The 12,501-nt window shown below is 51.6% G+C and carries 6 protein-coding genes; 4 read left to right on the plus strand and 2 right to left on the minus strand.

Annotated elements, in window-relative coordinates; genetic code table 11:
* Nucleotides 1-11: 11 nt before the first annotated feature.
* Nucleotides 12-6,155, plus strand: coding sequence for a S8 family serine peptidase (locus AC506A_RS28690; protein ID WP_495464434.1), 6,144 nt, complete (start codon nucleotides 12-14; stop codon nucleotides 6,153-6,155).
* A gap of 73 nt (nucleotides 6,156-6,228) precedes the next feature.
* Here AC506A_RS28690 and AC506A_RS28695 read toward each other — a convergent pair whose 3' ends face one another.
* Together AC506A_RS28695 and AC506A_RS28700 are read right to left on the minus strand one after the other, a co-directional pair.
* Nucleotides 6,229-8,175: an FtsX-like permease family protein gene (locus AC506A_RS28695; RefSeq protein WP_495464435.1), complete on the minus strand. Its 1,947-nt coding sequence runs from the start codon at nucleotides 8,173-8,175 to the stop codon at nucleotides 6,229-6,231.
* Entirely contained in the window at nucleotides 8,162-8,929 is a 768-nt protein-coding gene (locus tag AC506A_RS28700; protein ID WP_495464436.1) for an ABC transporter ATP-binding protein, read from the minus strand. Before AC506A_RS28700 ends, AC506A_RS28695 begins: the two co-directional genes overlap by 14 nt.
* Before the next feature lie 182 nt (nucleotides 8,930-9,111).
* Between AC506A_RS28700 and AC506A_RS28705 the strand changes: the two genes are divergently transcribed.
* The 3 genes from AC506A_RS28705 (at nucleotide 9,112) to AC506A_RS28715 (ending at nucleotide 12,480) form a co-directional block, all read left to right on the plus strand.
* On the plus strand, nucleotides 9,112-9,783 hold the full coding sequence (locus AC506A_RS28705) for a response regulator transcription factor (RefSeq protein ID WP_495464437.1): 672 nt from the start codon (nucleotides 9,112-9,114) through the stop codon (nucleotides 9,781-9,783).
* Nucleotides 9,780-10,793: a sensor histidine kinase gene (locus AC506A_RS28710; protein ID WP_495464438.1), complete on the plus strand. Its 1,014-nt coding sequence runs from the start codon at nucleotides 9,780-9,782 to the stop codon at nucleotides 10,791-10,793. The genes AC506A_RS28705 and AC506A_RS28710 overlap by 4 nt, the downstream gene beginning before the upstream one ends.
* A 346-nt stretch (nucleotides 10,794-11,139) precedes the next feature.
* Nucleotides 11,140-12,480, plus strand: coding sequence for an arsenic transporter (locus tag AC506A_RS28715; RefSeq protein WP_495464439.1), 1,341 nt, complete (start codon nucleotides 11,140-11,142; stop codon nucleotides 12,478-12,480).
* Nucleotides 12,481-12,501 lie beyond the last annotated feature (21 nt).

Here is a 12,501-nt window from a genome sequence, read left to right on the forward strand (position 1 = left end):
GGAGAGTCGGTATGCACAAAAGCAGCAGAAACAAGCTAGTTTCGAAAGTTATCGTCGGCAGTATGCTATTATCGCTTGCCCTTCCCTATAATGTGTTTGCAGCGAATCCGATTCAGGACGCTAGTCCTTCCAACTACAAGCTCTCACCCGCGCAAAAGAACGCACTGAAACAGCTGGACTTCAAGCGTCCTGTTATTTCGCCTGAGCTTGACCTTACTAGCTCGGCTTCCGTCTCCGTCATCGTGGAATTTAAGCAGGCACCTGCACAGGTGGAAGTGCTCAAACAATCGTCCAAAGGTGTGAACATTTCCCCTAACAAAGCGTTAGAGGAAGCTGAAGACGACCATGCGACGTTCAAAAGCTATGTGCAGCAGTTGGTAGAGAAGAAAGCGGCCCAGCAAGGCCCGACTACCTATGAAGCTGAAGAAGTAGCAATTACCAGAGAATATCACCATGCTTTTAACGGCGTTGCCATGACTTTGCCGGGCAAAGATATCGAAAGCCTGCTTCGTTCAGGCGTCGTTAAAACGATTTATAAGGACAATGTCGTACAGCTGGATCCGAAAGAGATGGAGCTGCTGACCGGTACAGAAGCCGTCCAGCAATCCGATGCGCCGTCCACCGATAACTCGATTCCGCTGGACGGCATTAATGACTTGCATGCGCAGGGCATTAAAGGCCAAGGGATTAAAGTTGGCGTTCTCGACACGGGGATCGACTATAACCATCCGGATTTGACGCACGCCTACAAAGGCTATCGCGCGCAAGAGGGCGTGGATCCAAAGACGATCGATCCGTCTACAATTAAAGGCTGGGACGCCATCGATAACGATGCAGACCCGATGGAAACCACGTATAAGGATTGGCAAGCATCCGGTCAACCGGAGGATCAGGGAAGCGGAACCTACTACACGTCTCACGGTACGCACGTATCGGGAACAATCGTTGGCCGCGCCGAGAACACCGCAACCGACGCTCCGACACTGGGCGTAGCGCCTGAGGCGGACTTGTACGTATACCGCGTATTGGGCCCTTACGGCAGCGGCACGGAGAGTCAAATTATGGCGGGGATAGATAAAGCCGTTCAAGACGGCATGGATGTCATCAATCTTTCTCTTGGGGTTATGGTTAATGACCCGCTCATGGCTGAGGCCGTCTCAATCAATAACGCTACGCTGCTTGGGGTAGCATGCGCGGTAGCGGCAGGGAATGCGGGGCCGGATGAGAAGACGGTAACTTCACCAGGTACATCGCCGCTAGGCATCACAGTTGGTGCAAGCGATTTTGCGATTGCGCTGAAGACCATGTCGGGCAGTGTGTCGGATGCTTCGGGTTCGATTTCTCTGGAAGAGATGCATGTTATTGCATACAACTATTCCTCAATGGAAGGTTTGCTGAACACAGAACAACCTTTCGAAATTGTTGATGTAGGATTAGCGGATACGGCTGACTTCGAAGGCAAGGACCTTGCGGGTAAAGTTGCTTTCATTCAGCGCGGAACGCTTCCTCTTCAAACCAAAGTCGAGAATGCAGCGAAAGCTGGCGCTATTGCTGCGATCATGTCTAATAACGTAGATGGCGATATTCCTTTTGTTGGCGATGGTTCCGGTTTAATCCCAACCTTCGGAACCACCCTAGCAAATGGTGAAGCTTTGAAAGGAATGGCAGCTCCGAAAGTATCGTTCAGCGCCATGGGAAGCACCGTTACAGAAGGCGGCCATTTAGCTGGTTTCAGCGGAGTAGGCCCGGTTAATGGCAGCTATGATATCAAACCGGATGTCGTTGGACCAGGCGTGAATGTCTATTCCACTTACCCGGAGTATATTCACAGCAAGGAAGAAGGCATTGACTATTCGCATGCTTATTCGCGAATCTCCGGCACATCGATGGCAACGCCTCATGTAGCGGGTATTATCGCTCTGATTTTGCAGCAGCATCCCGAGTATACACCTTTCGATGTCCGAGCAGCGCTGATGAATACGGCGGATGACCTGAACGGCGACTACTCCGTCTATCAAGTCGGTGCAGGCGAAGTCGATGTGAAGGAAGCCGTGAATGCGGATGTGTCCATCACGGTACTGAACAAAGTCCAGACGCTTGATCAGAATGGAATGCCGGTGACAATCGACAACCCTACGGGTTCGATTTCCTACGGCAATCACGCGAAGTTCACGGACATTGGCGAAAGCAGAAATATGACCATCGCGAATCATAGCGCAATCGATAAAACATTTACGTTTGCTGCTGAGTTCTTCGCAGGTGGCAGCGTGAGCGCGGCCGACAACAACGTTACGGTTGATGTGGGTGGCGTCGATTCCGTTAAAGTTCCGGCAGGCGCATCCGTAACGTTGCCGGTAACGGTTGTCGTTCCGCAGACTGCGGCAAACGGCAGATACGAAGGCTATGTCCACCTCACCAACGCAGATAATGGGAATGAGAAGTATCAGGTTCCTTTTGCGATTCGTGTTGTGGAGCCAGGCATCGACGAAATGTATCTGTACAACCCGGCGTTCATGTCGGAGTATCCGTCGGTAAGTCACCCGTTCCAAGATGGTACTAAATTTATGATGTTCAAGCTGAATAGCGCCATGGTCTCTATCGAAAGCGTTGTGACGGACAAGGATGGAAATCCAATTGGCAGTTTCAATCCGGAACCTCTTGATGCAACTGATGCTCCAATTGATGAATTGATCTGGTTACAAGTGGGTGAATGGTATTTACCATATATCGGGGATCCTGCCGACAATCATATTTCGACGCAGTATGAACTTCTGAAAGAAGGCGAATATACGCTGCGCATGATTGCGAAAGATGCGAAAGGAACCAGCTATACGAAGGAAACCATGTTTATTATCGACAATAAGCGCCCTACGCTCACGTTCGAAGATTATGCACCGGGCGTGTATGAGGTCGAAGATTCTATGTTTACGACTGAGGAGTTGCAAGGCACCAGCCACAATGCCATTTGGATTCATGCCAATCTGTTCGACGAAGGGACGGCAAAGCTGGCGCCGCTTGGCATCACGCAAGCCGCTAACCGTCTGTTCTATTACCAGAATCAGAACGTCTACCCGGACGGCGAGTTCAAAGTCGAGGACAACGGCGATGTGAAGTTTGGCGTCACGCGCGAAGATCTGATTGATCCGGAAACGAAAAAGGACAAGCCGCTTACGCTGACCTTATTCCCAATCGATTTGGCGACGAACGGTTATTTGGTTGCTGATTTCCAGCATTACGGATTTATTAAAGCAGGCTCTCCGTATGTCGTGCCAGAGTATGATTTGGATCGCGTTGTTTTGGGTGACGAGGTCACGATGACGCTCAACCTGAACAATGTTGAAGACTTGATTGCTGGCAACTACGATGTAAGCTTCTACAAGTTCTTTGAATTTGTAGACGTGAAAGCAAACCCTGCATTCCAGGCAAAAGCGGATGAAGCAGGCGTAACTGTCAAGCTGGATGATGCGGTTGTTCGTCCTGACGAGGTTTACGGATCCAAGAGCAGGGTTAGAGTCGGCGCTTCTTTAGTCGGCGATCATGTTACCGGATTTGATGGCGATATGCCATTCCTGGATGTGACCTTCAAACTGGTCAATGACAAGAACTATACCGGCCTCGATAAGATGAATATTGAACAAAATATCGAAACATTCAATTACACGAAAGCAGGAGAAGAAGCTGCTGCCGAAATGCCTGTTTTTAATCAAATTGACGGGTTTAAAGTAATTGCTAAACACTCAGAGCTGGAAGGCTCAATATTCCCAGAAACGTTCATGACCTTCTACGAGGGCATGGGCGGCAGCTTAAATTATCCGAAGGACTACAGTAAGATCGGAGCTCAAGTATCCGCGAGTCTTGATGGCTCAACGTATGAAGGATTGATTGAACCGAATGGCAGAGCTTACTTTGATGAGATTCCGCTCAGTGAGAACGCGATTGAATTCACAGTCAAGATCCCTGGACACTTGATTAGCACATCAACTATGAAACTCGGGAAAACGATGTTTGATGAAGCCGTGGGCGAAAATGCAATCATGCCTCAAATGCTTAGTCTTGCAGGTGATGTGAACGGTGACCATATGATCGATATCTTGGATGCGCAGCTGGTAGCCGCACAAGCCTACAAGCGATCCGATACGAATTTCCCGGCGGAAGATTTGAACCAGGATGGACTCGTTGACGGAGAGGATCTGGCGTTTATCGACAAGAACTTCCTGGAAGTGGATTCGGAAGCGACGGGAACGCCGCAAGAGACAATCGATGGCAAAGGCTTGCAGGACTTCGTCGATGAGCTGGCAGCTACTGAAGCGATCAGCGACCTCACGAATAAATCGTTTAACGAGCATGAGGCCGAATTCGAATGGACAGCTGTGGCTGGAGCGAAAGCGATTTCGATCGACCAGTCGAGTGACGATGGAGTAACTTGGAAAGCAGCGAAGACGACTGCACCGCTTGCTCTAAACGCTTCGAATGCGAAGGTACAGGGCCTGAAGGCAGGTACCGCCTACAAATTCAGAATCGTTGTCACGGGCGGTCCGAATGCCGGCGTGTCCAACATCGTGGATGTGACGACCATAGCGACACCGATCACCGATTTCACGAATAAAGCCGTTACCGAAACAGAAGCTCAGTTCGAATGGACCGCTGTATCGGAAGCTTGGGAGCTGGCTATCGAACAATCGACCGATAACGGGGCAACATGGACCAAATCCGAAACGACAGAATGGCTTGCATCAGATGCTGCAACGGCGACGGTAAAAGGCCTAAAGGCGGGCAAGGCTTATAAATTCAGGATTGTTGTATCCGGAGGACCGAGCGCGGGTGAATCCAATATCGTATCGGTGACAACGGCATCGACGTTTGTTCCGGGAGGCCCTAGCGTACCGACACTGCCGGATAACCCTGTAACCGATGGGGATAATGGTGTTGTTCTTACTCCGGATGCTAATGACGTGAAAACAGGCACAACGCCGGACGGTAAAACCGTTATAACGGTTACGCCGAATACCGAGGATCTTACGAAGGCGTTCGAATCGCTGAAAGGCAAGGACGCATCGAAACAAACGATCGTGATCCATCTCGATCAAGCGGCAGATAACATCGATTTCAATTTGCCGGCAAGTGTGCTTGCTGATGCAGCAGCATCGACTCCGAATGCGGTCATCGTTGTAGAGACCGATAACGGAAGCTTCAATTTACCGATTAGCACAGTGGACTATAAAGGTCTTGCGAAATCGCTTGGTTCCGATTTAAGCGGCATGACGGTTTCCATCGAGATGACGGCTCCGACGAAGGAGCAAGAGCAGCAAATCGCAGACAGCGCGAAAGCGAACAACATGAACGTTGTCGGTGTCGTTAACTTTACCGTGACTGCAAGCGCAGGCGGTAAATCCGAAGAGATCACAAACTTCGGCAGCACCTATGTAACCAGAACAATCGTTGTAGAAGGTCAAGGTGCAGACAAGCAGTTTATGGCTGTTCTCGTTGATCCTGCAACAGGCGAAATGTCCTTCATCCCGGCAACGGTGACGAATGACAAAGGTACAGTAGAAGCCGTTATTAAGGCTCCTCATGCAAGCCTCTACGGTATCGTCCAAGTCGCTCCAAAAACATTTGCCGATGTGACCACGCATTGGGCGAAGAAAGAAATCGAGTTGCTCGCTTCGGCGCTGCTTGTGAAGGGCACTTCAACAAGCACATTCTCGCCAAGCAGCACTGTAACACGTGCGGAGTTTGCCGCTATGTTGGCAAGAGCGCTTGGTCTTGAGATGGTGGAAACCGATACAGCCTTTACTGATGTTCCGGCTGACAAATGGTACGCAAGTGCCGTTCATGCCGTAGTAGAAGCAGGCATCGTTTCCGGACGCAGCAAGGACAGCTTTGCGCCGAACGCAACGATTACGCGTGAAGAAATGGCTGTCATGCTGGCTGGAGCGCTTAAGTTCGCGGGTAAATCATCCGCTGCAACGTCGCTTTCCTTCACAGACAAAGGCAGCATTGCAGGCTGGGCACAGGCTGCTGTAGCACAAGCTGCAGGCGCAGACATTCTGCAAGGCAATCAAGCAGGCGCATTTGCACCTAAAGCGAATGCAACGCGCGCGGAAGCAGCGGTTGTATTGAAGCGTTGGCTGCAATTCGTGGGCTTCATGAACTAAACAACAAAAAGGGACGGAGCAGGTTCAAGCTGCACCGTCCTTTTTGTTGTACGCGCATATACGGTGCGCGACATTATGCCGCAGTTCCGTTGACGATCCGATTCACGGATGCGACCGTAATGCCGTAGTACACCGTGTAAATGATCACATAAGCGATCATGGCCAATGCAATGCTCCAGCTGCCGGCAATCAGGTTCACATTGTCCAGCACCTTCAGAATCATGGCGCAATGGGCGATGCCGACAAGAAGCGGCAGCGCGAAGATGAACTGCGTTTGCTTCGCGATCGCCCGGCGGATCTCTTGCCGGCTGACGCCGATCTTGCGCAGCACCGCATAGCGTTCGCGGTCAGCATGTGCCTCGGCCAGCTGCTTAAAGTAGATGATGCTCCCGGTCGCCGCAAGGAACACCAGCCCGAGGAAGCCGAGGATGAACAAATTCAGACCGCCATTCTCCAGTCCTTCGCGGTAAGGGGTGTAGAACGGCGACATTTCATCATCATCTTCCGCCATCGCAAGCAGTGTCTTGGCCGTCGCGCCTGTCTTACGTTCATTCTCGACGTTGTATGCCATATACGTAATCGGAAGCGCAGTCTTCGACATCGCGGCAAACGTCTCGTCGCTTACGACCAGCGCAAGGTCGGGATAACCCCATCGCAGCACGTGCTCCTCCAAGAGCTGCGTCAAGCGAACCTCCGTCCGCGGAGCGACAGCAGCTGCATCCTTGCCGCGCCAATCAATCGTGCGGCCGACGAAATCGGCAGACGAGAGATCGGACGTATAACGCGGCCGAATGATAGCGGCCTCATCGCGCTGCAGCTCACCCAGCTGGCTGCGTTCTCCGAGCGCTCGGACGGCGTCTGCGTATGCGCTGGCCGACATCACTTTCATCGGCATTTCGGCAGCGGGAAAGGCGGACGGAATATAGACAAGCTTCGATACGTCACCTACCGCGCGCAGGACAGGAATTTGCGCCTGCGCCGTAACCGGGTGCGATTTGTCCGCCTCGATAAGAGCAATAGCCTTCGCGTCAAGCTCGCCGCGGCTGACCCAGCTGTAGCTGAACGGCGCAGACTCCTCAGCTGCCCGTCCGTTGTCGGTATACATAATATACCCCGTGCTGACTGCGCTTAGCGCCATCGCACTCAGCAGCGCGATCATGGTCAGCGTGCGGGTATTGCCCTTCATGCGGTACGCGAGCTGAGAGACGGCAACGAGGTTCATCCCTGAATAGTAGCGGGATTTGTTCCGCTGCGCCAGCTGCAGCAGCTTCATAATGCCGGAGCGAAACAGGAGATACGTCCCCGCAATCAGCCCGATCAAGAACAGCAAGCCGTTCCGGCCCATCTGCTCACTGGTCGTCATCGGTTGAAACACGATCCAATAGCTGCCTGCAAGCAGCGCTGCGGCCGCAAGGGCAGCGACCAGTGAAGTGCGCGGAGCATGCTCGCCTTCTTTGTCCGCTTGAAAGAGCTGCGCGAGCTGGAACCGGTAGACCAGGCGGTAAGCCCGTACCGACACCAGCAAGATGAGCGCCATGAACACGATGACCGTATTGACGATGGCAGCGCCGGAGAAACGGAAGCTGACCTCTACCGCGGAATCCAGCAGCTTCAAGAAGATCATCGCGAACATTTTGGAAAGTAGCGTGCCGAGCAGCACCCCTGCTCCAAGCGCCGCTGCACCCATCAGCAGATTCTCATAGAAGAGAAGCAGGCCGATGGTTCTTTTGCGAATGCCAAGCAGCGCATAGAGTCCGACTTCCTTTTTTCTCCGCCTCGTGAAGAAGCCGTTCGAGAACCAGATAAACACGGCAACGAATAGAATGAGCACGATAGAAGCGCCGAAGAACACGTTGCGAATGCTGTCCGCAAGCTCCATGGTGGCCTTGATTTCACGGCTGTACATTAACGAAACGAAGGTGAAGTAGATCATGACACTCAGCACGAGCGAGACGAAATAGAGCAGATAGCTGCGCGCGTTGCCGATCAGATTCTTCTTAACCAAACTAAACAAGGTCACCAGCGCCACCTCCAAGCACGGCCAGCACATCGAGCACCTTCTTGAAGAATTGGCTGCGCGGCATCGATCCTCGCACCAATTCGGTAAACAACGTCCCATCCTTTATAAAAATAACCCGTTTGCAGTAGCTCGCGGCAAACGCATCATGCGTGACCATGAGAATGGTGGCACGGTCTTGCTCATTCAATCCCCTCAAGCTGTCCAGCAGGTCGGCGGCTGCTTTGGAGTCAAGCGAGCCGGTCGGCTCGTCCGCGAGCAGCAAACTCGGTCGTGCGATCATCGCGCGGGCGGCAGCCGTCCGCTGCTTCTGACCGCCGGAGATGTGATAGGGGTACTTATCGAGGATAGCCCCTATTCCGAAGGTGGCGGCGACCTCCTCGGCACGTCGCTCCATATCAGAAGCTTTCACCTTCGAGAGCGCAAGCGGCAATATAATATTCTCCTTCACCGTCAGCGTATCGAGCAAATTGAAATCTTGAAAAATAAAGCCGAGCTTGCTGCGCCTAAACGCCGATAGCTGCTCCTCGTTCATGCGCAGCATGCTCTGGCCGTCAATGATAATATCGCCGGCCGTCGGCTGATCAATCGTCGCCAGCAGGTTCAGCAATGTCGTCTTGCCTGACCCGGACGGGCCCATGATACCGACGAACTCACCTTCCTGCACAGTGAGGTCGATGTCCTGCAGTGCGGTATATAGATTGCCCTTAGCGCCGTATACTTTGCGCACGGCGGTTGCTTCCAATATGGTCTTCATCGTCAGTTGTCCTCTCCATTAGGTGCTCATCGCACCGGTTATAGCTTCATTGTACAGGAATCAACCCTAGCTCAAGCTTACAGCTTCCGCCGGGAACCTTACAGATTTGTCAGGTTGGTTGCTTCCGATTCGGGCCGAAGGTAACATGAAGGAAGAAACCATTGCAGGGAGCGAAGGCTACGTTGAAAATCATGATTGTCGAGGATGACGCGACTATACGGGAGATGATCTGCGAGTCACTGAACAAGTGGGGGTTTGAGACAGCGGCTATCGTTGATTTCCAAGACGTCATGGGCCGCTTTGCCCGCGAGGAGCCGCATCTTGTGCTGCTCGATATCAATTTGCCGGTCTTCGACGGCTTCTACTGGTGCAGCGAAATCCGCGCAGTGTCGAAGGTGCCCATTCTATTCATTTCCTCGCGCAATACCCCTATGGATATGATTATGTCCATGAATATGGGCGGGGATGATTTTATTCAGAAGCCGTTTCACCCCGATGTGCTCATTGCGAAGATCAATGCGCTGCTGCGCCGAACCTATACCTACATGGACGCGCAAACCAGCGCCATCGAGCATGATGGCATACTCCTGAATTTGAAGGACGGAGCCTTATATCTAGGCGAGCGGAAGGCGGAGCTGACGAAGACGGAATTCGTCATTATGAGCCTGCTCATGCGGCAGAAAGGATCCATTGTCAGCCGGACGAAACTGATGCGAAGTCTGTGGGAGGACGAAAGCTTCGTTGACGACAATACGCTGACCGTCAATATCGTAAGACTGCGCAAGAAGCTGGCTGAACTCGGCCGTGAAGAATTCATATCGACGCGGAAAGGGCAGGGGTATATGATCGAATGACCTTTCTCTCTTATCTGAAGGACAAGCGTTATTATGTCAGCTGGTTCGCGGTCGTGCTGCTGTTCGTGACCGTCATGCTGATTGTCAGCGGCAACGGCTGGAGTGACGTGGTCTACATCGATGGAAGCTGCCTCGTGTTCGCCATCATCTATATAGTGGCAGGCTATTACTATCGGCGTTCCTTCTACAAGGAACTGGCGGAGCTGCTTCATAGCGGCGAACTGGAACGGTTCGAAGCGCTGCCGGATCCGCAGAACGAAACCCAATCTCTTTATTTTGCGCTTCTTCGCAGCCAGCAGGAAACCTACGTCAAGCGACTTCAGCAGGTGCAGCTGGAGATAAAGGATCATCAGGACTTCGTGATGTCCTGGATTCACGAGGTGAAGCTGCCCATAACGGCAAGCAAGCTGCTGCTGTCGGGCAGTGATGATAAGCCAGTCGATGAGTTGGTCGACAAGCTGGAGGATGAGATCAACAAAATTGACAGCTACGTCGAACAAGCGCTGTACTATTCGCGGATTGACTCGTTCTCCAAGGATTATTTTATAAACGAAATCGGCATTTCGGCGGTCGTAAAAGGAAGCGTGAAGAAATACGCGAAGCTCTTCATTACGAAGCGCATCCGGATTCTGCTCGCGCCAAGCGATGACATGTTCGTCGCCAGCGACAGCAAGTGGCTGACGTTCATGATTGATCAAATGATGGCCAATGCGCTGCAATATACGGCAGAAGGCGGGGAAGTCGCGACTTTCTATGAGGAAGACAGCAGAGAGAGACGGCTTGTCATTCGTGATACCGGTATCGGCATTCGGCCGGAGGAAGTACACCGCGTGTTCGATAAAGGGTTCACCGGCTCTAATGGGCGCGCGCATACAAAGTCGACAGGGATGGGGCTTTATCTGGTCAAGCAGTTGGCTGCTAAACTCGGGCATGAGGTGTCAATCGCTTCGGAGGAAGGCGTGTTTACCGCAGTTACGATACATTTTCCAAAGTTTCGAAGATTGGAATAGCCAAGCTTATCAGCGAAGAAATAAGAACCATCGCCATTTCATATGGCGGTGGTTTTTTGTCATTTTTTCCACCAAACCGCGATAGGCGATAGGCAATTATCTACTCCCGGCATTTGCCACTCAGAGATATCTATCAAGTGTTGATAGGAGATGGTTTTCATAGATTCGGGGGTATTGTCCAGTACGAGCCATCTGCCTTGTACATATATATACAGTACATAGCTGCAGTTAGGGGCATGCAGAGGAGGAATCTATGAAAACAGCAGGGCGAAGAATGAGTTCCTATTCGGCTTGAAAGGAGAATGAAAGACTAGAGAAACGATTCTTTGAAGAGAGGTAAAAAAACATGCACGACATAATGGCAATCATTACAGTTTGTACGTTCTTCCTAACCGTCGGCTTTATGTTTTGGCGTCCGAATGTGAATGAAGCGATACCAGCCACAGTCGGAGCGGTAATTGTTATGCTTACCGGTACGGTGTCGCTTGGAGATTTAGGGAGCATCACAGAAACGATCTATGGCGCCGCTATTACCATCATAGCGACGATCGTCATGGCGATTGTGCTCGAGAGCTTCGGTTTCTTCAATTGGGCCGCTGAAATCTTAACCCGCAAGGCACGGGGCTCGGGAATCCGTCTATTCTGGCTCACCAACCTGTTTTGTTTTCTCATGACGCTCTTCGTCAACAATGACGGCAGTATTCTGATTACAACACCGATTCTGCTTATGCTGCTTAAGAGCATGGGGCTCAAAAACCATCAGAAAATACCGTATCTCCTCTCCGGCGCTCTGATCGCAACGGCCTCCAGCGCTCCCATCGGTGTAAGCAACATCGTCAATCTGATCGCACTCAAGATCGTTCACATGGACCTCTACATGCAAACGGCGATGATGTTCGTGCCGTCATTCATTGGACTTGTGTTCATGGCGTTTCTCTTGTTTGCGATCTTCTACCGTACGCTTCCGAAGAAGCTGCCTGAAATTCAGCCGTGGAAAATGACGCCGGGCGGCCATCCGCTCAAAGGGGAAGCACCTAAGGAGAACCCTAACCGCAGCAGCAAGTTTATGCGCAATGTGCTTATCTTTGTCTTCTGCGTGCGGATCAGCCTGTTCGTTGCTTCGTATTTCCATTTTCCCGTCGCTTTAATGGCCGTCATCGGATCTGCTTTTCTACTCACTTGGCGCTGGATCTATCTCAAAGTACCGCCTGTCGATATGTTGAAGAAAACGCCGTGGTATATCTTGATCTTTGCCTTTGGGATGTATGTCATCATCTATGGACTGCGCAATATCGGATTAACGGAGTGGTTAATTGATTATTTACAGCCGCTGGTCTCCGGCAGCTTATTGCACGCAAGCGTGTTGATGGGCGTGCTGCTGAGCATAATGTCCAACTTGTTTAACAACCATCCGGCATTAATGGTCGGGACGCTCACTTTAACGAATATGGGTCTGGACCCGCTTACGCTCAAAGTTTCTTATCTGGCAAGTGTTATTGGCAGTGACATCGGTTCGCTTCTGCTGCCGATTGGTACACTGGCGACCATTATGTGGATGCATATCATCAGGAAAGGCGGTGTGAAACTCAAGTGGACCGAGTATATGAAGATAACGGTCCTCGTTATTCCGATAACAGTGCTGTTCACGCTTGTCCTGTTAACGTACTGGGTAAGCTGGATTTTCTGACCAGACAAGCCAAGTGAAATA

The organism is Paenibacillus sp. N22P23, from assembly GCF_059383735.1.

Coding starts and splice junctions, on each gene's coding strand:
- AC506A_RS28700 (WP_495464436.1), bottom strand. CDS start 8,929: ATGAAGACCATATTGGAAGCAACCGCCGTGCGCAAAGTATACGGCGCT.
- AC506A_RS28690 (WP_495464434.1), top strand. CDS start 12: ATGCACAAAAGCAGCAGAAACAAGCTAGTTTCGAAAGTTATCGTCGGC.
- AC506A_RS28715 (WP_495464439.1), top strand. CDS start 11,140: ATGCACGACATAATGGCAATCATTACAGTTTGTACGTTCTTCCTAACC.
- AC506A_RS28710 (WP_495464438.1), top strand. CDS start 9,780: ATGACCTTTCTCTCTTATCTGAAGGACAAGCGTTATTATGTCAGCTGG.